General features: G+C 73.6%; 18 protein-coding genes. 8 read left to right on the top strand and 10 right to left on the bottom strand.

Going from position 1 to position 22664, the window contains the following annotated elements:
* Positions 1 to 21: 21 nt before the first annotated feature.
* Both ACZ51D_RS30550 and ACZ51D_RS30545 read right to left on the bottom strand, forming a co-directional pair.
* Positions 22 to 639 carry an RraA family protein gene (locus ACZ51D_RS30550; protein ID WP_465622703.1) on the bottom strand — a complete coding sequence of 206 codons (618 nt, stop codon included), beginning with the start codon at positions 637 to 639 and terminating at the stop codon, positions 22 to 24.
* Positions 640 to 768: 129 nt separating this feature from the next.
* Positions 769 to 1557 carry an alpha/beta fold hydrolase gene (locus ACZ51D_RS30545; protein ID WP_465622702.1) on the bottom strand — a complete coding sequence of 263 codons (789 nt, stop codon included), beginning with the start codon at positions 1555 to 1557 and terminating at the stop codon, positions 769 to 771.
* 196 nt (positions 1558 to 1753) lie between these two features.
* Between ACZ51D_RS30545 and nth the strand changes: the two genes are divergently transcribed.
* The 4 genes from nth to ACZ51D_RS30525 all read left to right on the top strand — a co-directional run bounded on the left by nth (position 1754) and on the right by ACZ51D_RS30525 (position 5520).
* Entirely contained in the window at positions 1754 to 2662 is a 909-nt protein-coding gene (gene nth / locus ACZ51D_RS30540; RefSeq protein ID WP_465622701.1) for an endonuclease III, read from the top strand.
* Positions 2659 to 3393, top strand: a complete 735-nt coding sequence (locus ACZ51D_RS30535; RefSeq protein WP_465622699.1) for an NUDIX hydrolase — start codon at positions 2659 to 2661, stop codon at positions 3391 to 3393. The genes nth and ACZ51D_RS30535 overlap by 4 nt, the downstream gene beginning before the upstream one ends.
* A gap of 46 nt (positions 3394 to 3439) precedes the next feature.
* Positions 3440 to 4624 (top strand): MarP family serine protease, encoded by a 1185-nt coding sequence (locus ACZ51D_RS30530; protein ID WP_360496247.1) that lies wholly within the window; start codon positions 3440 to 3442, stop codon positions 4622 to 4624.
* A 197-nt stretch (positions 4625 to 4821) separates the two neighbouring features.
* Positions 4822 to 5520 carry a metal-dependent hydrolase gene (locus tag ACZ51D_RS30525; RefSeq protein ID WP_360496244.1) on the top strand — a complete coding sequence of 233 codons (699 nt, stop codon included), beginning with the start codon at positions 4822 to 4824 and terminating at the stop codon, positions 5518 to 5520.
* A 99-nt stretch (positions 5521 to 5619) separates the two neighbouring features.
* On the opposite strand, the gene ACZ51D_RS30520 is transcribed toward ACZ51D_RS30525, so the two are convergent.
* The 7 genes from ACZ51D_RS30520 to ACZ51D_RS30490 all read right to left on the bottom strand — a co-directional run bounded on the left by ACZ51D_RS30520 (position 5620) and on the right by ACZ51D_RS30490 (position 15763).
* A complete protein-coding gene (locus ACZ51D_RS30520; protein WP_360496241.1) occupies positions 5620 to 5829 on the bottom strand; it encodes a hypothetical protein in 210 nt (69 codons plus the stop codon).
* Between the two features lie 201 nt (positions 5830 to 6030).
* Positions 6031 to 7107, bottom strand: coding sequence for an alpha/beta fold hydrolase (locus ACZ51D_RS30515; RefSeq protein WP_465622698.1), 1077 nt, complete (start codon positions 7105 to 7107; stop codon positions 6031 to 6033).
* A gap of 175 nt (positions 7108 to 7282) precedes the next feature.
* On the bottom strand, positions 7283 to 7759 hold the full coding sequence (locus ACZ51D_RS30510) for a phage holin family protein (protein WP_360496235.1): 477 nt from the start codon (positions 7757 to 7759) through the stop codon (positions 7283 to 7285).
* Between the two features lie 247 nt (positions 7760 to 8006).
* Entirely contained in the window at positions 8007 to 9440 is a 1434-nt protein-coding gene (gene nhaA / locus ACZ51D_RS30505; RefSeq protein ID WP_465622696.1) for a Na+/H+ antiporter NhaA, read from the bottom strand.
* 278 nt (positions 9441 to 9718) lie between these two features.
* Positions 9719 to 11677: an acetate--CoA ligase gene (gene acs, locus ACZ51D_RS30500; protein ID WP_465622695.1), complete on the bottom strand. Its 1959-nt coding sequence runs from the start codon at positions 11675 to 11677 to the stop codon at positions 9719 to 9721.
* A 241-nt stretch (positions 11678 to 11918) separates the two neighbouring features.
* Positions 11919 to 14318: a SulP family inorganic anion transporter gene (locus ACZ51D_RS30495; protein WP_465622693.1), complete on the bottom strand. Its 2400-nt coding sequence runs from the start codon at positions 14316 to 14318 to the stop codon at positions 11919 to 11921.
* A gap of 437 nt (positions 14319 to 14755) precedes the next feature.
* Positions 14756 to 15763 (bottom strand): ATP-binding protein, encoded by a 1008-nt coding sequence (locus ACZ51D_RS30490; protein WP_465622692.1) that lies wholly within the window; start codon positions 15761 to 15763, stop codon positions 14756 to 14758.
* Positions 15764 to 15985: 222 nt separating this feature from the next.
* On the opposite strand from ACZ51D_RS30490, the gene ACZ51D_RS30485 reads away from it, so the two are divergent.
* Complete coding sequence (locus ACZ51D_RS30485) at positions 15986 to 16876, top strand: Fic family protein (protein ID WP_465622690.1); 891 nt, start codon at positions 15986 to 15988, stop codon at positions 16874 to 16876.
* Positions 16877 to 17281: 405 nt separating this feature from the next.
* Here the strand turns inward: ACZ51D_RS30485 and ACZ51D_RS30480 are convergent, their stop codons facing one another.
* On the bottom strand, positions 17282 to 18079 hold the full coding sequence (locus ACZ51D_RS30480) for an HAD family hydrolase (RefSeq protein ID WP_360496678.1): 798 nt from the start codon (positions 18077 to 18079) through the stop codon (positions 17282 to 17284).
* A gap of 841 nt (positions 18080 to 18920) precedes the next feature.
* On the opposite strand from ACZ51D_RS30480, the gene ssd reads away from it, so the two are divergent.
* From ssd to ACZ51D_RS30465, 3 genes are all read left to right on the top strand, one after another.
* Positions 18921 to 20045 carry a septum site-determining protein Ssd gene (gene ssd, locus ACZ51D_RS30475; protein WP_465622689.1) on the top strand — a complete coding sequence of 375 codons (1125 nt, stop codon included), beginning with the start codon at positions 18921 to 18923 and terminating at the stop codon, positions 20043 to 20045.
* Entirely contained in the window at positions 20045 to 21403 is a 1359-nt protein-coding gene (locus tag ACZ51D_RS30470) for a TadA family conjugal transfer-associated ATPase (protein ID WP_465664025.1), read from the top strand. Before ssd ends, ACZ51D_RS30470 begins: the two co-directional genes overlap by 1 nt.
* Positions 21404 to 21542: 139 nt before the next feature.
* Positions 21543 to 22577 carry a type II secretion system F family protein gene (locus tag ACZ51D_RS30465; protein WP_465622674.1) on the top strand — a complete coding sequence of 345 codons (1035 nt, stop codon included), beginning with the start codon at positions 21543 to 21545 and terminating at the stop codon, positions 22575 to 22577.
* Positions 22578 to 22664: the final 87 nt, after the last annotated feature.

Here is a 22664-nt window from a genome sequence, read left to right as displayed (position 1 = left end):
GGCTGACTGCCGCGGCCGGGCTCAGCCCTGGAAACCCAGCTCGGCGAGGGCCCGCTCGATCCGGTCGCGGTGCTCCGCCGCCCACTCGTCCAGGGTCTCGGCGGCCTCCTTGGCCAGCTTCGCCCGGGCCGCGTCCAGGACCCGGTCCCGCTCGGCGGCGGGCACCACCACGACACCCTCCTCATCGGCCACCACGATGTCGCCGGCCGCCACCAGCACGCCGCCGCAGCGCACCGGCGTGCCGTGCGCACCCAGCGCCTTCTTCGCCCCGGGGATCGGGATCACCCCGCGGGCGAACACCGGGAAGCCGAGCTCCCGCACCTCACCGAGGTCCCGGATCAGCCCGTCGGCCACGAAGGCCACCACGCCCCGCCGCTGCGCCACGGCACACACGTTGCCGCCCGCCAGCGCGTAGTCCAGGTCCCCGGACTCGACCACGATCACCGAGCCGGGCTCGGCCCGGTGGATCGCGGCGTGCAGCATCAGGTTGTCCCCGGGCGGGCACCGCACGGTGAACGCCGGGCCCGCCACCCGGGGCATCCCGTCCCAGAGCGGGCGCAGGCCGATGTCCATGACCCGGGCGCGGCCCAGGACGTCGGCCAGGGTCGTGGTGGGGATGTCCTTGAAATCCGCGTCCATGCTTCCTCTTCCTCTTCCGCTGCTTCCGCTGCGTTGCGCCGGCTCTGCGTTCCTCCGGCCGTCAGGCCACCGGAAGACTAGGACGCGGACGTGGACGGGTGTTCACGGACTCCGGGGTCCATCCCGGGCTCAGGCGAAGTACTTCACCAGCTCCGGCACCAGCACCTCGGCCGCCACGTCGTGCGTCTGCTCGGCCAGCGTCCGGTACTCGGCGCCGGGCACGGCCGCGGCCACCGCCGCGGACGGGGCCCGCAGCAGCTCCGGGCTGGCGCCGCCGTCCAGCACCAGGGCCGGCACGGTGATCCGGGCCAGGACGTCGACCGGGACGGTCGCGCCGGTCCGCGCGCCGAGCGCCGCCGCGTCGTACGCCAGGGTCGGCGCGATCGCCTCGAACAGCGGCCACACGGGGGCGGCGCGCATCCCGTCCACCATCTCCGCGGGCATCCCGACGAAGGTCATGAAGGCCGCGACGGCGTCCCCGCGCCGCCCCTCGGCGAGCGCCGCCTCCAACTCGTCGACGTACCCGACGAAGCGGGCGCTCTGCCCCTCCTCGGTGCTGAACGGCGGCTCGTAGACCGCGAGCCGGGACATGCCGACGCCGGCGGCGGCGGCCCGCAGCGCGAGCGCGGCGCCCGAGGAGATACCGAAGACACCGGCCGAGCCGCCGGCCGCCGCGATCACGGCGGCCAGGTCCTCGATCTCACGCTCCACCGCGAACGGCGCGGTGTCCCCGCTCCCGCCACGGCCACGCCGGTCGTACACCCACACGGTGTGGTGCGCCGAGAGCTGCTCGGCAAGCGCGGCACCCGGATCGAACGCCCGGTGGGTGGTCGCCCCGTCCACCAGGACGACCGCCGGGCCGGAGCCGGTGACGGTGCAGGCAATGGTGGTGCCATCAGCGGAGATCACGGTGCTCATGAGCTGTTCCTTCTGTCGTCGTACGAGCCGGTCACGGAGATAGACCGGAGCACGTCCCGGAACTCATCGCTCCCACCGAAGATTTTTCCGGGCGGTCCGACTTCGTGCCGAGGAGTCGGACAACACGCCCTGGCCGGGCCCGGCTTCCGTGCTTGATCGCCCACAAGCGGTGGTCCGGTCGGCGTAGCCTTCGTGCATGGCAGAGAGCAAGGTCCGGAACGCGGCGGCGCCGAAGGCCGAGCCGGCGGTGAAGTCGGCGGTGGCGAAGGCGGCGAAGAGGCCCGCCGTGAAGCCGAGGAAGGCCGAGTCGCACCTGGCGATGGTGCGGCGGGCCCGGAAGATCAACCGTGAGTTGGCGGAGCTGTACCCGTACGCGCATCCGGAGCTGGACTTCGAGAACCCCTTCCAACTGCTGGTGGCCACCGTGCTGTCGGCGCAGACCACCGACCTGCGGGTGAACCAGACCACTCCGGCGCTGTTCGCGAAGTACCCGACGCCGGAGGACATGGCGGCGGCGAACCCGGAGGAGCTGGAGGAGATCATCCGCCCGACCGGGTTCTTCCGGAACAAGGCGAAGTCGCTGATCGGTCTTTCGATCGCGCTGCGCGACGAGTTCGGCGGTGAGGTCCCGGGGCGCCTGGCCGACCTGGTGACTCTGCCGGGTGTCGGCCGCAAGACCGCGAACGTCGTGTTGGGCAATGCTTTCGGAGTGCCGGGGATCACCGTCGACACCCATTTCGGCCGCCTGGCCCGGCGGTTCGGCTGGACGTCCGAGGAGGACCCGGTGAAGGTCGAGGCGGCCGTCGCCGAGATCTTCCCGAAGTCGGAGTGGACGATGCTCTCGCACCGGGTGGTCTTCCACGGCCGCCGGATCTGCCACTCCCAGAAGCCCGCCTGCGGCGCCTGCCCGATCGCGCCGCTCTGCCCCGCGTACGGCGAGGGCGTGACCGACCCGGAGAAGGCACGGAAGTTGCTGAAGTACGAGATGGGCGGCCAACCCGGGCAGCGGCTGAGGCCCCCGGCGGACTTCCCCGGTGAGGCGGCCGCCCGTGCGGACGCCGCCGCCCACCAGGGGCAGGTCGCGGACCTGGCGGTGGGCGCATGATCGCGCGGGGGATCGAGCGGGAGGACCTGCCGACCTGGCTGGAGCCGGTCCGGGAGGCGGCCGAGCGGGTGCTGCCGGAGCAGCTGAGCCGCTTCCTGCCGCCGGTCGGGGGCGGCCGGGCGGCAGCCGTGCTGATGCTGTTCGGCGAGGGCCCGGAGGGGCCGGACCTGCTGCTGATCGAGCGGGCCCGGTCGCTGCGCTCGCACGCCGGTCAGCCGTCCTTCCCGGGCGGCGCGCTGGACCCGGAGGACGGCGACCCGGACGGCCCGGGGCCGATCGCCGCGGCGCTGCGGGAGGCCTGGGAGGAGACCGGCCTGGACCCGGACGGGGTGCAGGTGTTCGCGGCGCTGCCGCGGCTGTACATCCCGGTGAGCCGTTTCGTGGTGACCCCGGTACTCGGCTGGTGGCGCGAGGAGTCGCCGGTGCGTCCGGTGGACCAGGGCGAGACCGGCGCGGTGTTCCGGGTGTCGATCGCAGACCTGGCCGATCCGGCGAACCGGGTGCGGCTGCGCCACCCCTCGGGGCACATCGGTCCGGCCTTCGCGGTCGCCGGACGGCTGGTCTGGGGATTCACCGCCGGGGTGATCGACCGGGTGCTGCACCACAGCGGGCTGGAGCTGCCCTGGGATCCGTCCCGGGTCGTCGACCTCTCGGACGACGCGCTGGCCCTGGTCCAGGGTGACCTCGAGCATTCCCGCGCGCTGCCGGGCGGCGACGCCGGAGGATCGTGACCGGCTGTCGGCCGGTCCGGCCTGCGGACCGTGGGAGGGTGTCGGAGTGAACGTCCTGGATGTGCTGCTGATCGCCGCTGCCGTGGGATTCGCCGTGTCGGGCTACCGGCAGGGCTTCGTGGTCGGTGTCCTGTCGCTGGTCGGTTTCCTCGGCGGCGGTCTGCTGGCCGTCGAGCTGCTGCCGCTGCTGCTGGACCACCTGAGCCCCGGCACCACGGCCTCGGTGGTGGCCGTCGTGGTGGTGATCGTCTTCGCCGCGATCGGCCAGGCGGTCACCGCGCATTTCGGCTGGAAGCTGCGCGGCCACATCGGCCGCCGCCCGGCCCGGGTCCTGGACGCGGCCGGTGGCGCGGTGGTGAACGTGGTCTCGATGCTGCTGGTGGCCTGGCTGATCGGTTCGGCGCTGGCCGGGGCCTCGCTGCCGACGGTCTCCAAGCAGGTCCGTTCCTCGGCGATCCTCGGCGGGGTGCAGAACGCCCTGCCCTCCGACGCGCCGAACTGGTTCTCGGACTTCTCCAAGGTGCTCGCCCGCAACGGCTTCCCGCAGGTCTTCAACCCCTTCGAGCACGAGCCGATCACCCAGGTCGACACCCCGGACCCGGCGTTGGCCGCAAGCCCGGCGGTGGCGCGGGCCAAGCAGAGCCTGGTCAAGGTGGTCGGCACGGCGACCTCCTGCGGCAAGACCCTGGAGGGCAGCGGCTTCGTCTTCGCCCCGCACCGGGTGATGACCAACGCCCACGTGGTCGGCGGGGTCAACGAGCCGACGGTGCAGATCGGCGGCCTCGGCCAGCTGTACGACGCGACGGTGGTCCGCTACGACTGGCAGCGCGACATCGCGGTCCTGGACGTGCCGAAGCTGAACGCGCCCGCGCTGACCTTCGCGGGCGAGGCGAAGACCAACGACAGCGCGATCGTGGCCGGCTTCCCGGAGAACGGCGCCTTCAACGTCCAGCCGGCCCGCATCCGCGGCCGGATCCAGGCCAACGGCCCGGACATCTACCACCGCGGCCAGGTGGTGCGCGACGTCTACTCGGTGCGTTCGGTGGTCCGCCAGGGCAACAGCGGCGGCCCGCTGCTCACCCCGGACGGCCAGGTGTACGGCGTGGTGTTCGCCAAGTCCCTGGACAGCGCCGACACCGGGTACGTGCTGACCGCGGCGGAGGTCCGCGAGGACGTCCAGCAGGGCAGTGCCGCGACCGCCCGGGTGGAGACCCAGGGCTGCGCGCTCTGACGTCGGGCGCCCCGGTCCGGGCCCGGGCGGCCCGGAAGCCCCGGTCCGGGCCTCTTGTGGGCGGGGCGCGCCGGGGGCCGGGCCGTCCGATATCCGTCGCACCGTCAGTCCGCCCTGGTAGCCTCGGCCGCGCTCACCCGTTCGGCTCAATCTGGCGTCGTCCCGGAGTGGGCCCGACGGGAGGTCGTGGCAGTCCGATGATGGGTCATTCGCACGCGGTGAGCGGGGCGATGCTGTACGCGGCATCGGCCCCCTTCCTGCCCCCGCTGCTGCTGCACACCACGCTGCAGCCGGCGGACATACTGATGGGCACGGTGCTGTGCGCGGGTGCGGCCCTGCTGCCGGACCTCGACCACCACGACGGCTCGATCGCCAACTTCCTCGGTCCGATCTCCAAGGCGCTCTGCCGCTTCGTGGCGTGGGCCTCCGGCGGCCACCGGCACGCCACCCACTCGCTGCTGTTCGTCGGGCTGATGGGCGCCGGCACCTGGGCCGGCGTCACCTTCCTGGGCCGCAACTTCACGCTCGTGCTGACGTTCTTCCTGCTGGCGCTCGCGATCCGGGCGCTGCGGCTCTGCCCGCCGGGTGACGGTCCGCAGAGCTGGATCACCATCATCGGGCTGTCCGCGCTGGGCACCTTCGGCATGAACACCTGGATGCCCAACGCGCCCGGCTGGCTGCCGTACGCGGTGGCGCTGGGCACGCTGGCGCACCTGCTGGGCGACTGCCTGACCAAGAAGGGCGCGCCGCTGCTCTGGCCGCACAAGGAGCGCTACGAGATCGTGCTGATCAAGCGCAGCGGCAACGACGTCGAGACCAAGGTGCTGGTGCCGATCATGTCGGTGGCGACCTTCGTCCTGCTCTGGTTCACCGCGCTGTCGCCGATCACGAACTGAGCGGTGCGCGCCGGGCGGCCGTCGACCGGCCGCCCGTCACCACGGGCCGTCCGTCACCACGGGCCGTCCGTCACCGTCGGACTTACGCGGCGCGAGGCCTCAGGTCTCGCGCCGCAGTCGTGCGCCCACCCAGCGGGCGCGCCGACCGAGGATGTGTGGGATGCCGAGTTGCCGCCGTTCGGCGCGCTGACGAGGGTCGAGGCCGTCGAAGCCGAGGTCGTCCGCCCGGTCGGGGCGGTGGGCGGAACGCTGGGGGCTGTTCTGGCGTCGGCCGCGCGGGGCGGCGCCGCGATCGGGCATCCAACTCATACCGGTATGGATGCCCCTGGGCCGGTCGAGGTAACCGCCGGGGTTGTGTCGAGATTGGCCTATGTGCTTGTCATATGAACACAGCATCAAGGGAGTTGCACTCGAGCCACTGGGCCCAGGCGCCTTCCCCTACCGCCCGGCCGCCTCGCCGCCCGGCCTCCCCGGCCTCCCCGACCGTCTCCGGCCGTCTCCGACGCGGGGTCACTCCTTGTGACGCCCGACCCAGTCCAGCAGCTCGGCGGTGAACTCCTCCGGCGCCTCCTCGTGCGGGAAGTGCCCGACCCCCGGCAGCAGCCGCCAGCGGTAGGGCGCCGCCACGTACTCGCCCCCGCCGAGCGCGGTGTGCGACAGCAGCACCGGGTCCGCCGCGCCCTGGACGTGCAGGGTCGGCGCGGTGATCGGCTTCTTCATCCGCCGGGCGAACTGGATGCCGTCCGGCCGGGCCATCGACCGCATCAGCCAGCGGTACGGCTCGATCGAGCAGTGCGCGGTGCTGGGGATCTGGATCGCCTGCCGGTACGCGTGCACCTCGGCCTCGTCCAGGCCGTTCGGGCCGGTCCAGGAGGTCAGGTAGCGGCCGACCAGCTCGGCGTCGTCGGCCACCAGGCGGCGTTCCGGTATCCACGGCCGCTGGAAGCCCAGCACGTGCTCGAACGCGGCGAACTGGCGGCGGTCGGTCAGCAGAGCCCGGCGCAGGTCCCTCGGGTGCGCGGCCGAGACCACGGTCAGGCTCTGGATGACGGACGGACGCATCACGGCCGCCACCCAGGCGAGGGTGCCGCCGGAGGCATGTCCGACCAGGTGCGCCCGGCGCTCGCCGAGCGAGCGGATCACCCCGGTGATGTCCAGGGCGAGGTTGCCGGGGTCGTACCCGCGCGGGGTGCGGTCGCTGCCGCCGACGCCCCGCAGGTCGAGCGCCACCGCCCGGTAGCCGGCCTCGGCGAGCGCGGTCAGCTGGTGGCGCCAGGCCCACCAGTACTCGGGCCAGCCGTGCACCAGCAGCACGAGCGGGCCCGAGCCCAGCTCGGCGATGTGGAAGCGGGCGCCGTTGGCCGCGAGGTCGCGGTGCGTCCACGGGCCGGCCTGCCGGATGCTCCACGCCTCGGCCTGCGCCGCCGCAGCGGCCCCGGCGGGCGCCTCGACATCCGCCTCGACATCCGCCTCGACGGGCTTCCGTTCGGGGGCCGGGCCGGGGCCCTCGGGGACGAGGCCGGGGCCGGAGTCGGGGCCGGAGTCGGCGGACGGCTGCGCGGGCACGGGCTTCTGGTCAAGCGGCATACCGAGAGCGTGTCACATCCGCGCGTCGGACACGTGCCCGGCACTCACTGTCGGCCCCTCCGGCAAGGGACCGTCGGCGGGGCAGTTGACGGGACGGTTGACGGCACCACGTGACGGCACCACGTGACGGGACCGTCTGACGGGACGGTTGACGGAACCGCCCGACAGGACCGCTTTACGGGATGCGGCCCAGGGCGCGGTCGATCTCCTCCTTGGTGGCCGGGCGCGGCCGGGCGTTCTTCAGCACGTCGGCGGTCTTCTGGGCGCCCTCGATGGTGCGGCGCGGCGGCTCGATCTTCTTGAACGAGCGGTACGCCAGCGCCCCGAGCAGCAACGCGAGCAGCAGGTAGGCGCCGGCCACGATGAGGAAGGACCAGCCCAGCGAAATGCCCAGCGCGTGGATGCCGAAGGCCGCGGCGGCGCTCAGCATCGGGATCGAGAACAGCGCCACCACGCCGGCGACCGTCAGCGAGACGCCGCCGGAGACGCCGCGCTTGACGTCCGCCCGGATCTCGGCCTTGGCGAGCGCGATCTCGTCGTGGACCAGCGCGGACAGGTCGGCGGTGGCCGCCGCGAACAGCTGCCCCACCGAACGCTCGCCCTCGTAGGGCGCCCGGCCGTTGCTGGACGGGTCTGCGGCTCCTGCGGGCATCAGCGGTTCTCCTCTGCGGCTGTGCGGCGTGACGCCGCCGCGGGTCTGCGGTTCCGGGGCCGCTGGGGGGTCCGGAGGCGTCAGTGGATTGTCGACAGCTCAGAATCATGCCCCTACCGGTCAGTCGGACACCACTCCGGGCCCCCGCCGGAGGGACGTGTCTCCGTTGCGGACGGCCTCCAGGGGCTCCCGGACGGGGTTCCCGGGAGGCGCCGGGGTCCGTGCGCGGAGCCTCCCGGAGGGACCGTCAGCGGCCCGCTCCAGCGGCCCCGGAGTTGCCGGAGTTGCCGGCGTTCCCGGAGTTGTCGGCGTTCCCGGCATTCCCGGAGTCGGCGGAGCCCCCGGAGCCGCCGGAGACCCGGGCCCGCCAGGCCGGGTCGTCCTCCTGGTAGACGTCCGGGATGCCGTCCCCGTCCGTGTCCCGGTCCTCCTCCTCGCACAGCGCGCGGTAGTGCCGGTTGCGCAGCTTCAGCAGCACGGTGGCGACCATCGCGCAGAGCAGCGAGCCGACCAGGACGGCCGTCTTGGCCAGGGCGGCGAGCGCCGGGTCGTCCGGGAAGGCCAGCTCGCTGATGAGCAGCGAGACGGTGAAGCCGATGCCCGCGAGCACCGAGACGGCGACCATGTCGGCCCACTTGAGCTGCGGGTTCAGCTCGGCCCTGGTGAACCGGGCGGCAAGCCAGGTGCCGCCGAAGATGCCCACCGACTTGCCGACCAGCAGGCCGACCACGATGCCGAGCGGGACGGCCTGGGTGAACACCTCGCGCAGCGCCGGGCCGGAGATCGTCACCCCGGCCGAGAACAGCGCGAACACCGGGACGGCAAAACCGGCAGAGAGGGGGCGGACCAGGTGCTCGATGTGCTCGCCGGGGGAGTGCTGCTCGTCGCCCTCCCGGTGGCAGCGCAGCATCAGGCCCATCGCGACGCCCGCCACCGTGGCGTGGATGCCGCTCTCGTGCATCAGCGCCCAGGTCACCAGGGCCAGCGGCACGAACAGGTACCAGCCGTGCACCCCGCGCCGGTGCAGGAACCAGAACAGCACCAGCCCGGCGAGGGCCAGTCCGAGCGCCCAGAACTTGATGCCGGAGCTGTAGAAGACCGCGATGATCAGGATCGCGATCAGGTCGTCGACGACGGCCAGGGTGAGCAGGAAGGCGCGCAGCGCCGAGGGCAGGTGGCTGCCGACCACGGCCAGGACGCCGAGGGCGAAGGCGATGTCGGTGGCGGTCGGGATCGCCCAGCCGCCGGGGTGTCCGCCACTGCCGGAGTTCACCAGGGCGTACAGGATCGCGGGCATCGCCACGCCGCAGACGGCGGCGATGACGGGCAGCGCCGCGGCGCTGGGCGTGCGCAGCTCGCCCGCGACGAACTCGCGCTTGAGCTCGATCCCGGCGACGAAGAAGAAGATCGTCAGCAGTCCGTCCTTGGCCCAGGTGGCCAGGGTGAGGTCGAGGTGCAGCGGGGCGGAGGGGCCGACGGTGTAGTCGAGCATGCTCTGGTACGCCTGCGGCCAGACGTTGGCCCAGATCAGTGCGATGACGGCGGCGCCCAGCAGCAGCATGCCGCCGACCGTCTCGGTCCGCAGGGCGTCGGTGATGAAGGTGCGCTCGGGCAGTGACAGCCGGCCGGGGAACTGCCGGCGGCGGGTCGTCGGCTCGAGGACGGGCGGCTGGTCGGTCACGCGGGACCTCCTGGGGCTGGGAGCGGCAACGGATGCACGAGTGGTGCAGTTGCCGACCAGACTTCCCGGCGCGCCCTGTGACGCCCGGATCCCGCCGGGGGATCTTGATGCGTCGTTAACAGTCTAACGGGATGTTCGGGTGACGTCCGGATTGTCCTATTCAAGGACTTAAGCCCTACGGATGGGTTCCGCACCCGGAGGAACGGCGGCGGCCCGGAGGAACGGCTGTGCCCCGGGCGATGACCACCGCCCGGGGCACAGTCGCTGTCTCAGTCGGCTCAGCCGTTGCCGTTGCCCATGAGCGGCAGCTGGGCCTGGATCTGGCTCATCACCGAGCTGTCGGCGAGGGTGGTGGTGTCACCGACCTCGCGGCCCTCGGCGATGTCGCGCAGCAGACGGCGCATGATCTTGCCGGAGCGGGTCTTCGGCAGCTCGCCGACCACCTTGATCTGCTTCGGCTTGGCGATGGGGCCCAGCGTGCGGCCGACGTGCGCCCGCAGCTCGTCGACCAGCTCCGGGCTCTCGGTCATGCCGCCACGCAGGATCACGAAGGCGACGATGGCCTGCCCGGTGGTGGCGTCGGCGGCGCCGACCACCGCGGACTCGGCGACGGACGGGTGGCCGACCAGGGCCGACTCGACCTCGGTGGTGGAGATGTTGTGGCCCGAGACGAGCATGACGTCGTCCACCCGGCCGAGCAGCCAGATGTCGCCGTCCTCATCCTTCTTGGCGCCGTCACCGGCGAAGTAGCGGCCCTGGAAGCGCGACCAGTAGGTGTCGATGTAGCGCTGGTCGTCGCCCCAGATGGTGCGGAGCATGGACGGCCACGGCTCGGTGAGCACCAGGTAGCCGCCGGAGCCGTTGGGCACCTCGTTGGCCTCGTCGTCCACCACGGTGGCCGCGATGCCCGGCAGGGCGCGCTGGGCCGAGCCCGGCTTGGTCTCGGTGACGCCCGGCAGCGGGCTGATCATCATGGCGCCGGTCTCGGTCTGCCACCAGGTGTCCACGATCGGGGTCTTGCCGGCACCGATGTGCTCGCGGTACCAGATCCACGCCTCGGGGTTGATCGGCTCGCCGACACTGCCCAGCACCCGCAGCGAGGACAGGTCGAACTTCGCGGGGATGTCGTCGCCCCACTTCATGAAGGTGCGGATCGCGGTCGGCGCGGTGTAGAGGATGGTCACGCCGTACTTCTGGACGATCTCCCAGAACCGGCCCTGGTGCGGGGTGTCCGGGGTGCCCTCGTAGATGACCTGGGTGGCGCCGTTGGAGAGCGGGCCGTAGACGATGTACGAGTGGCCGGTGACCCAGCCGATGTCGGCGGTGCACCAGTAGACGTCGGTCTCCGGCTTGAGGTCGAAGACCGCGTGGTGGGTGTAGCTGGCCTGGGTGAGGTAGCCGCCCGAGGTGTGCAGGATGCCCTTGGGCTTACCGGTGGTGCCCGAGGTGTAGAGGATGAAGAGCGGGTGCTCGGCGTCGTGCGCCTCGGGGATGTGCTCGGTGGACTGGCGTGCGGTGATCTCGTGCCACCAGACGTCACGGCCCTCGGTCCAGGCAACGTCCTGCTCGGTGCGGCGGATCACCAGGACGTGCTCGACGCCGTCGACCTTGGTGAGCGCCTCGTCGATGGCCGGCTTGAGCGCGGACGCCTTGCCGCGCCGGTAGCCGCCGTCGGCGGTGATGACGAGCTTGGCCTGGGCGTCCTGGATGCGGGAGGCCACGGCGTCGGCGGAGAAGCCGCCGAAGACCACCGAGTGGGTGGCGCCGATCCGGGCGCAGGCGAGGATCGCGACGACCGCCTCGGCGATCATCGGCAGGTAGACCGCGACCCGGTCGCCCTTGCGGACACCGAGCTCCAGCAGCGCGTTGGCGGCCTGCGAGACCTCGTCCTTGAGCTGGGCGTAGGTGATCGAGCGGCTGTCGCCGGGCTCGCCCTCGAAGTGGATGGCGACCCGGTCGCCCAGGCCGTTCTCGACGTGGCGGTCGACGCAGTTGTACGCCACGTTGAGCTTGCCGTCGGCGAACCACTTGGCGAACGGCGGGTTGGACCAGTCGAGGGTCTCGGTCGGCTCGACGGCCCAGCTGAGGCGACGGGCCTGCTCGGCCCAGAAGCCCAGACGGTCCTCGGAGGCCTGCGCGTACGCGGCCGCGGTGACGTTGGCGGCTGCGGCGAGCTCTGCGGGCGGAGCGAAGCGCCGCTCCTCCTTGAGCAGGTTGGCCAGGCTCTCGTTGCTCACACGCACTCCTCATCGAGTCATGATCAGAGACGATCCCGTGCGTGGGGATTGTCCCGTGTGTCCCAGCGCACAGCTCACCAGGAGAACGGGGCAGTTGACAAGAGGCTGCCGATAATTGGTGTAGACCTTTGACCGAATATCGGGCCACGACCGGTACGGTCCGCCGCGCGGGAGCGGAGGGCCGTGCCGGGGCTGGTGGGCCCGTGCCCCAGCCCGCCCGGCGGGGACACGGGCCCGGCTCTCAGGCGGCCAGCCGGGGGCCTTCCTCGCCGACGCCGGACGGCACCCGGCCGTCCTCATTCACCCGTTCGGCCGATGCCACGCCGGCCCGAGCCCCGGCGTGGGCCCCGGCATCGGCTGCGGTACGGGCCTCGACCGCGCTGAACGTCCCGGCGGCGCGGTCCAGGACGTAGGCCTGGGCGGTCGCGAAGTCGAAGTACATCCCGACCAGCCGCAGGGTGCCCTCCTCGACCCGGCGCTCCACCGCCGGGTTCGCCATCAGCTGGTCCAACTGCTGGACCACGTTGGTGAGGCAGAGCTGCTCCACCGGGTCCACCACCGGCCGGGTGGCGAACTCGGCGGGCGCCCGCCGGAGCCGGTCCAGCGAGCCGCGGCCGTTGCGCAGCCAGCGGGCCAGCGGGGTGGGCGGACCGGGATGCTCGTGCACACCGTCCAGCAGGGCCTTCATCGCGCCGCAGCCGGAGTGGCCGCAGACCGTGATCGAGCGCACTTCCAGCACCTCGACGGCGTACTGCACCGCGGCAGCCACCGAGTCGTCGGCCGCGCCGGGCTCGAACGGGGCCGGCACCAGGTTGCCCACATTGCGGACGGTGAAGAGGTCGCCCGGGCCGCTGTTGGTGATCATGCTGGTGACCATCCGCGAGTCCGCGCAGGTCAGGAAGAGCTGGGAGGGCGTCTGCCCCTCCCGCGCCAGCCGGGCGAGTTCGGGCCTGATCAGTGGGGCGGTGTGCAGCTGGAACACCCGGACCCCGTCCAGCAGCCGGCCGTGCGGGTCCTCCTGCTGCTCGATGCAGTGGTGGCCGACCCAGGGCGTCCAGGCCCGGCAGCGGTGCGGCCCCGGTGAACTGCCGGCGCGCACCGTGCCGTCGGGGTCGAGCACCTCGTCGTCCTGGCGCCTCGTCACCATCGAGACCCGGCCGCCCGCGTCCTGGTGCCCGGCGCGCCAGCTGTGCAGCGTCTCGTAAGCGGCGTGGTCCAGGAAGGAGCCGTCGTGGACCACGGTGACCTCGGCCCCGGCCGGGATGTCGGACAGTGCCCGGCTGAGCCGGGGCACGGCGGTGAAGGTGAGCGGGCCGTGCGTCTGGACGGTGACCGAGCCGTCCGGCCCGGTCCTGACGTCCACATGGGCGCGGGTCAGCCGGTAGAGCGCGAGCAGGACGGCGGTGCCGGCCCCGATCGCGACACCCCACAGCACCCCGGCCGCCACCACGGCGACCACGGTGGTGAGGTAGACGGGGAACTCGCGGTGCCGGTGCACATTGCGGATGTGCGCGAAGCTCACCATCTGCAGCCCGACCACCAGGACCAGCGCGGCGAGCGCGGCCAGCGGGATCCGGCGCAGCCCGCCGCTCAGCGCCAGCGCGGCGGTCAGCACCCAGACGCCGTGCAGCACCGAGGCCCACCTGGACCGCGCGCCGGCCTGGACGTTGGCAGTGCTGCGCACCGCGCCGCCCGCGATCGGCAGCCCGCCGACCAGGCCGCTCACCAGGTTGGCGAGGCCCTGGCCGCGCAGCTCGCGGTCGAGGTCGCCGGTGCGGCGGGACATCCGGTCGATCGCGGCGGCGGACAGCAGTGACTCCACGCTGGCGACGGCGGTGACGGTCAGGACGGCGGCGATCAGGCCGAGCACCGGACCGTGCGGCAGGGCGGGCGCGAAGGCGTGCGGCTGCCAGGCGGGCAGCTCGATGTGGGCGAGTCGCAGGTCCAGGGCGAGCGCGAGGGCGGTGGCCAGGGCGATGGCGGCCAGCGGGCCCGGCACCTTGGCCAGCCGGGCGCCCAACCGGCCCGCACGGCCGGGGAGTCGGCCGAGCCGGGGCCAGCCGAGCAGGACGGCCACGGTCACCGCGCCGGCCAGTAGTGCGGGCGGGTGCGGACCGGCCAACTGCCCGGGCAGTGCGAGGATGTTGGCGATCGCGGAGCTCTGCGGCGAGCCGCCGAGCACGACGTGCAGCTGCGCGATGGCGATGGTGAGCCCGACCCCGGCCAGCATGCCGTGCACGATCGCGGGCGAGACGGCGAGCGCCGTCCGGGCCACCCGGCGTGCGCCGAGCAGGAGTTGGAGAAGACCGGCGGCGAGGGTGATGGCGCAGGTGGCCTGCCAGCCGTACTGGGCGATCAGCCCGGCGGTGATCACGGTCAGCGCTGCCGAGGGGCCGCTGACCATGAGTGTGGTGCCGCCGAACAGCCCGACCACGATGCCGCCCACGGCCGCGGCGGCCAGGCCGGCGGTGAGCGGGGCGCCGGTGGCCAGCGCGATGCCGAGGGAGAACGGCACGGCGATCAGGAAGACCACGAGCGAGGCGGAGAGGTCCTGCGCCCAGCGGATCCGGGCGCCGGGGCCCGGCGGTGCGTGGTCGGTGGTGTCGGAGGCGATGGGGGCGCTGGAGATGTCGAGGGTCATTGTCTTCCCGTCTGTCCGGGGGAACGAACGCAGTCAGGTCCGGCGGTGAATCCGGGGTGGGGCTCCGGGCGGATCGGCTGTCGTGGGTCGCGACGGTGTGGCGGGATGGCGTGGGCGCGGCGGGGAGTGCGGGTGTCACCGGCCGGCGTCGACCATCGGGCCCGCCAGGAGCCCGGGCGAGGAGCGGGAGGTCTCGCCGAGGGCCGCCGGAACGGACCATCAAGACTCGGTAAACCGAGAGTAATGAAAGCTTTGCATAGCGTCGTTGCGGGAGGGAAGCGGAAAACCCCCTGATTCACCCCAATGGGTGGTGTTCGAACGGTCGGGGGCCTGGCGGCGAGTGGCGGGGCGAGCGGTGGGGCCGGACACGGCGAACGGGCCGCGGCTTCCCGGGGTGACGGGAGACCGCGGCCCGTCCGGGCGCGCTGGGGCGGGTGTCAGGCGTGGGCGCCCGCCGGAGCCGTGCGCTCGCCGCCGTCCGCGAACTCGCCCGGGACGAAGCCCTCGTCCACCTGCGTCGCCAGGTCGATACCGACCTTGGCGTTGGCCCAACTCTCCGCGTTGCGGCGGTGGAAGAGCACGGCCTGCTCGGTGTAGCGGAGCGCGTCCCGCCGTCCGTGCGCCGCGTCGGCCTCGGCCCGCAACTGCTCCAGCACGGCCCGGTTGGCCGGCTCCAGGGACTTCAACGGCGGCTCGGCGCCCTGCTCCAGGCGGCGCACCCAGTCCGACTGCCCGAAGGTGGTGAGCAGGTCGTCGCCGACCTCGCGGCGCAGGAACGCCAGGTCGTCCGGGCCCTGCACCTTGTTGCCGACCACCCGCAGCTGCACGCCGAAGTCACGGGCGTAGTCCCGGTACTGGCGGTAGACGGAGACACCCTTGCGGGTCGGCTCGGCCACCAGGAAGGTCAGGTCGAAGCGGGTGAACAGGCCGGAGGCGAAGGAGTCCGAGCCCGCCGTCATGTCGGTGACCATGTACTCGTCGGGGCCGTCCAGCAGGTGGTTGAGCAGCAGCTCCACCGCGCCGACCTTGGAGTGGTAGCAGGCCACCCCGAGGTCCTCCTCGGTGAACGCGCCGGTCGCCAGCAGCCGGACCGAGCCCTCGTCCAGCGCGATCGGGCGGGCGCAGGCGGCGTAGACCGGGTTCTCCTCGACGATCCGCAGCAGCCGCGAACCGCGGCCGGGCGGCGTGGTCTTGATCATCTCCTCGGCCGAGCGGATCAGCGGGTTGCTGCCGCGCAGGTACTCCTTGATCTCCGGCAGGTGTGCGCCGAGCGAGGGCAGGCCGGCCGCCTGGGCATCCGTCAGTCCCAGGGCGGGGCCCAGGTGCTGGTTGATGTCGGCGTCCACGGCGATGACCGGCCGACCGGCGGCGGCCAGGTGGCGGATGAACAGTGCGGACAGCGTGGTCTTCCCGCTGCCGCCCTTGCCGACGAAGGCGATCTTCATCTGGGGACTCCGGCTCTCGCTCAGGGCCCTCGCTCGGGGCCGCCTGCCCAGGGGGCGCGTGCGACGGGGGCGCCCTCTAGTTGGAAATCGTTATCGTCTCCGATAGTGGTCATGCTAGCCGGGGTTTGGACCTCACCGGGGGAGGGAAGTGAGGATTGCCTCTAACGGGTGATGCGGGGTTGCTGTTCCGGGAGGGGCGGCCCGTTCATTACTCTCGGGTAGGTGAGCACTGGAACAGATCCCCTCGCCCCGCTGGCCCAGCTCCCCGGGGTGCCCGACGCGGTCGCCGAGGTCCGCAAGGCCGTCGACCGGCTCTACGGCCACCGGGTGATGCGCCGCCGCGCGGCCGAGGTCACCTCCGAGTCCGCGCTGCGCGGCGCCCGCGCGTCAGCGGCCCTGGCCGGGGCCGACTGGCCGCTGGAGGAGGTCCGCCGCCGCACCGACTTCGGCGCGGACACCGAGGCCCGCACGGTCGGCGCCGCCCTGCGGATCGCCGCCGAGGCCGGCCAGCTGCTCAGCATCTGGCGGCACTCGCCGCTCCAGGTGCTGGCCCGGCTGCACCTGCTCGCGGTCGGCGACGGAGACCCGGTCGCCGGGCGCCCGCGCCGGGCGGGGGAGGGCGCCGAGCCGCTGTTCCCGCTGGAGCTGCAGCGGGTGGAGAGCGTCGAGGCCGACACCGCCGACGGGCCGCTGCCCGAGCTGCCGCCCGCACCGGGCGCGGAGGAGGTCGCGGCCCGACTCGACCAGCTCTCCCGGCTGCTGGTCGCGCGCGCGGAGGGGCAGGGTGTGGGCACGCCGGCCCTCGTCGTGGCCTCGGTGGTGCACGGTGAACTGCTCGCGCTGCGGCCGTTCGGCGCCTACAACGGGGTGATCGCGCGGGCCGCCCAGCGGATCGTGCTGATCGCCGAGGGGCTCGACCCGAAGTCGATCTGCCCGGCCGAGGTCGGCCTGGCGGAACTCGGCACCGCCGCCCACCGCCGGGCCCTCGCGGGCTACCTGGCGGGCACGCCCGGGGGGATGGGGGCCTGGATCGCGCACTGCGGCGCGGCGCTGCGGCTCGGCGTGCGGGAGAGCACGGCGGTCTGCGAGGCCATGCAGCGCGGCATGGCCTGAGCGGCCGGGCCGGACGGGGACGAGCGGAAGGGCCCCGCGAAGGGGCCCGTAGACACGGAGATGCGGCGGCACCTGATCCTGCTGGGTGCCGCCGCTGGTGCAGATGCCAGGTGACCATGCATGCACCGGAAGTGCCGATCAGACGGGGATCCTGCCCGTTCGTCTGGTCCGGCGGCCCGACAGCGGGTCGGCTGCATGTGGGTGCTCGGCTATCTGTACACGCGGTCCGTGGGGCCTGAACTGCGTTGTCGGTTTGACCTCTTAAGGTCCTGACCGGGTCTCGCGGGCCGTGCTTCATTTGTATCGCGTTTCGGGCGAAAGGGGAACCCGAAACGAGAAGTCTGTGTCGATTGCCCGTTTTATCCAGGACGGGCCGGGCGGGCCGGTTCGGCCGGACGCGGGGCCTCAGGCGAGGGGGCGCCGCCGACGGGCCAGGTACCAGATCACTCCGGCGGTCACGACGGCCGTCCCGACCGCCACCGCGGTCAGCACCGAACCGCTCGGGGCGGAGAACTCGGGCAGCCGTCGCCGCAGTTCCACCGGCTTGTCGAAGACCAGCACCGGCCACTCCCGGGCCTGCGCCTCCTTGCGCAGCGCCCGATCCGGGTTGACGGCCGACGGATGGCCGACCGCCGCCAGCAGCGGCAGGTCGGTGGAGGAGTCGCTGTAGGCGTAGGACGCGGCCAGGTCATAGCCCTCGACCGCGGCCAACTCCCGGATGGCGGCGGCCTTGTTCTCCGCGTAGGCGTAGTACTCGATCTCGCCGGTGTAGCAGCCGTCCTCGACCTTGAGCCGGGTGGCGATCACGTGGTCCGCGCCGAGCAGCGCGCCGATCGGCTCGACCACCTCGGAGCCGGAGCTGCTGACGATCACCACGTCCCGGCCGGCCGCGTGGTGCTGCTCGATCAGCGAGGCGGCCTCGTCGTAGATGATCGGGTCGATCAGGTTGTGCAGGGTCTCGGCGACGATCTCGCGGACCTGCTGGACGTTCCAGCCCCGGGTCAGCGCGGAGAGGTACTCACGCATCTTCTCCATCTGGTCGTGGTCCGCGCCGCCGACCAGGAAGACGAACTGGGCGTACGCACTGCGCAGTACGGCCCGACGGTTGATCAGGCCGCCCTGGTAGAAGGGGCGACTGAAGGCCAGCGCGCTCGATTTGGCGATGATGGTCTTGTCGAGGTCGAAGAAGGCCGCCGTGCGCAGCCCGCCCGACCGGGGGCGGTCGGGTGCGGGGAGCTCTTCGGGCCCGGTGGGGTCGCCCGGGGACTCGTCGGCGTGGTCGTCGGCGTTCTCGGTGGTGTCCACGGGAACCGAGGATAGAGGGCGCCACAAAACACCCCGCCATTCGGTGTACTCGCGGGCGTGTGGGTTTGTGTTTCTGGCCGCTCGGGTACACCATGGAAGTCACGGATCGTTCGCGACCGTGCTAACCCGGTCCGGCTCCTCCCCCCCGAGTCGGGCTGTGGATAGACGACCCCCGCTCTCCCCCCCGGCGGGGGTCGTCGCACGTCCGGGGCCATTTTCAGGGCTTGAAGGTCCGCTGCCGCGCATTCCGCGCGCGCCCCGCCGACGGTGTACAGGGGGTGTCGGCGCCTGGGTCCATCGACCACCTTTCGTCACTCTGCGTCGCTGTTTGCTCATCGCTGCCAAGAAACGAACGGCTGGTTCCGATCGGCGGCGCGGGCCGTTCCGGGAGATGTCGGAAGGCGGTCGGGAGACCGCCCGGAGATCGGCCGGGAGATCGTCCGATCGCGCCGCGACGGACCGCCGGTTCATCTCGGCGACCCCCTTTCGTCAATTCTTCGCCGATTAGCCCCCCGCCCGGGTGAACGTTTTCCTCCACAGCCCACGAGTTATCCACAGGCAATCGGAACGTGGATGACGGAATCCGGATCTCCCCCCACCGTGATGGTCGGCGGCGGTCGCCGGGCAGGGCCTCATCCCCTTCCTCTCTCAGAGGTCTGCCTGGCGGCCGTCCGCCGGAACCGTCCGACGTGCGTCGCCGGCCGCCCCCGGTGGCCGACGGCGCGGAGGGGAGACCACCATGTCGACGCCGATCGCCGACCACGTCACCGCCGAGGGCCCCGGCCCCGTCGGGCCGCTCGTCGTCACCGAGGACGAGGGCCTGGCCGAGCACCTGCTGCGACTCTGCGCGGCGGCGGGCACCGAGCCGAGGCTGATCCGGGGCGCGCCGCCGACGCGGGAGCTCTGGGAAGGTGCCTCGCTGGTCCTGGTCGGGGACGACCAGGCCGTCCACTGCTCCGAGTTGGGCCGGCGCGGCGGGGTGCTGCTGCTCGGACTCGACCTGGACGACCCCGGCGTGTGGGTCCGGGCCGTCCGACTCGGCGCCGAGCACGTGCTGTTCCTGCCCGACGCGGAGGCCTGGCTGCTCGACCGGATCGCCGACGCGGCCGAGGGCGGCGGGCCCCCGGCGGTCACCGTCGCGGTGCTCGGCGGCCGGGGCGGCGCCGGGGCCTCGACGCTGGCCTGCGCCCTGGCGGTCACGTCCGCGCGGGCCGGCCGACGGACGATGCTCATCGACGGCGACCCGCTGGGCGGCGGCCTCGACATCCTGCTCGGCGGCGAGATGGCCCGCGGGCTGCGCTGGCCCGATCTGGCCGGCTCGCGCGGGCGGGTCAGCGGGGCCGAGCTGGCCCGGGCGCTGCCCGCGCTCAACCGGCTCTCCGAGCTGGCCTGCCTGTCCTGGGACCGCGGCGACACCCTGACGGTGCCGCCGGAGGCCATGCGCAGCGTGCTGGCCGCCTCCCGGCGGCGCGGCGGGCTGGTGGTGGTCGACGTGCCCCGCCACCTCGACGCGGCCGCCGGGCAGGCGTTGGAGCAGTCCGACCTGGCGCTGCTGGTGGTGCCGGCCGAGCTGCGCGCGGTGGCCGCCGCCGACCGCGTCGCGGCGGCCGCCCGGATGCGGCTCGGCGACGTCCGGGCCGTGGTGCGACCGATCCGGGCCGGCGGGCTGCCGGCCCACCGCATCGCCCGCGGCCTGCGGCTGCCACTGGCAGGGGAGTTGGAACCGGAGCCCGGCCTGGCCCAGGACGTCGAGAAGGGCATCCCGCCCGGGACGAGGGAGAGCGGTCCGCTCGCGCGCTTCTGCGCGACCTTCCTGAACGAGGTGCTGCCGCCGGTGCCGGCGGTCGGAGGAGGTGTGTACTGATGGTCCGTCTGCGCAGAACAGGCCTTCGGGGCGGTGCGCCCGGCCCGGGCACCGGTGCGCGGGAGCACCGGCCGCTCCGGAGCGTGCCGCCGCCCGGCGGGCCGCCGGAGGCCGAGCACGGGCCCTGCCCGTACGGCCGGACGGCCCGCGAGCAGCGGGCGGCGGCCCTGGTGGACGCGGTGCGGCTGCGGCTGGCCGAGTCGGGGGCCGCCCCGACGGCGGGCTCGGTCGCGGCCGCGCTGCGGGCCACCCGCCCGCCGCTCGGCGGGGACGAGGTCCTGGACACCGTGCGCTCGTTGCGCGCCGAACTGGTGGGTGCGGGCCCGCTGGACCGGCTGCTGGCGGCGCCCGACGTCACTGACGTCCTGGTGAACGGTCCGGAGGAGGTGTGGGTCGACCGTGGCGGCGGCCTGCACCGGGCCACCGGAGTCCGGTTCACCGACGCCGAGGCGGTGCGGCGGCTGGCCCACCGACTGGCCACCGCGGCCGGGCGGCGGTTGGACGACGCCCGGCCCTGGGTGGACGCCCGGCTGCCGGACGGCACCCGGCTGCACGCCGTGCTGCCCCCGATCGCGGCGGGCTGCACACACATCTCGTTGCGGGTCTGTCGGCCCCGGCCGTTCACGCTCGACGAGCTGGTGGCGGGCGGAGCACTGCCGCCGGAGGGCGCCGACCTGCTGGCCGGCATCGTGCGGGCGCGGCTGTCGCTGCTCGTCTCCGGCGGGACGGGCTCGGGCAAGACCACGCTGCTCGCGGCGTTGCTCGGACTGGTCGGGCCGGACGAGCGGATCGTGGTCGCCGAGGACTCGGCGGAGCTTCAGCCGGCCCATCCGCACGTGGTCCGACTGCAGAGCCGGCCGCCCAACCAGGAAGGGCTCGGCGAGTTCACGCTCCGGGACCTCGTCCGCCAGGCGCTGCGGATGCGTCCGGACCGGCTGGTGATCGGCGAGGTGCGCGGGGCCGAGGTGTCGGACCTGCTGGCCGCGCTGAACACCGGACACGAAGGCGGTTTCGGCACGGTCCACGCCAACACGGCGGCGGACGTGCCGGTCCGGCTGGAGGCCCTGGGCTCGCTCGCCGGGCTCGACCGGCCGGCGCTGCACAGCCAACTGCGGGCCGCGCTCGAGGTGGTGGTGCACCTGGTCCGGGATCCGGGCTCGGGGCGGCGCCGGGTGGCGGAGATCCACACCCTGGCCGGGGACCGCGCCGGGCTGGCCGTGACCACCCCCGCGGTGGCCTTCCCGGCGGCGGGCGGCCTGGTGCCCGGGGCGGGCTGGGAGCGGCTGGTCGGGCTGCTGGCAGCGCGTGGGGTGGTGCTCGGGGCGGGGGCCGAACCCGGCCCCGGAGGGCCGTCGTGACGGCGGGCGCGGCGGGGGTGCGGGCGGTGGAACTCGCCTTCGTCCTGCTGCTCGGCGGGTGCGCCACGGGCGCCCTGGCGCTGCTCGGGGCCTGGAAACGAAAGGGCTGATGACGATGGCAACGGGGGTCAATGGCGCGATGCAAAGTCAACTTCCGCTCTGTTGGGTGGTGGTGCTGTGTCTGGCGGCTGTCGCCGGGTGGCGAGCGCTGCAGGAGCAGTTGCCGGGCGGGCGGCGCTCCAGGCTCGTGCTCGCGGGCAGCGGGCCTCCCGTACGGGGACCGGGCCCGGGGCTGGAGGCGGCGCGGCCCGGCCGGCTCCGGCTTTCGGAGGTCCTCACGCCCGAACTCCTGGCCCTGCCGGTGGGATTGGCCGCCGGGCAGGCCACCGCCTCGCCGGTGCCGGTGCTCGCGGCGGCCCTGGCCGTCCTGCCGCTGCGCCGGTGGCGCTTGCACCGGCGCCTGGCGGCGGAGGCCCGGCAGCGGGCGGCCGCGGTGGTGGAGCTCTGCGCCGGGCTGGCCGGGGAGTTGCGCGGCGGGGCGACGCCGGAACGGGCGCTGCACCTGGTCACCGCGCGGCTCGCCACCGACCCGGACGGACGGCGCAGGCTCGGCGAGGAGCCGGTGGCCCGGCTCGCGGCCGGCCGCTACGGCGCGGACGTGCCCGCCGCGTTCCACCTGCTGGCCGAACTGCCGGGCGGGAGCGGGGCGGCGGCGATCGCGGCCTGCTGGCGGGTCGCCGCCGACAGCGGGGCGGGGCTGGCCGCCGCGCTGGACCGGGTCGCGGAGGCGCTGCGCGGCGAGCGGGCGCTGGCGGAGGAGATCGCCGGGGAACTGGCCGGGCCACGGGCGACGATCGCCGTCCTGGCCGCGCTGCCGGCCACCGGGCTGCTCCTCGGCGCAGCCCTCGGGGCCCGCCCGCTGGCCGTGCTGCTGCACACGACCGCCGGGTTGGGCTGCCTGGCGGCGGGGGCGGTCCTGGAGGGGCTGGGGGTGTTCTGGACGGCACGCATCGTCCGGTCGGCGGCCCGGGGCGCCCTGGAGGTCCCCCGGGGGCGTGGCGAGCCCCGTCGAGCGGCTGACGGTGCGCTGCCCGCGCTCCGAGCGAGCGAACGGGGCGGCGGGCTGTCGCGGCTGCGGGCCCGGGCCCTCGGCGCGGGAGCGGGGGTCGGGTGATGCGGGGCGTCGAGTGGGCGGTGGCCGGACTTCCGGCCGTGGCGGCCGCCCTACTGCGGGTGCGGGCGCTGGTGCGTGGCCGGATGA

Source organism: Kitasatospora sp. NPDC033851, assembly GCF_055576085.1.
Note: the sequence above shows the minus strand (reverse complement) of the source record. Positions and strands in the feature narration are given on the sequence as shown.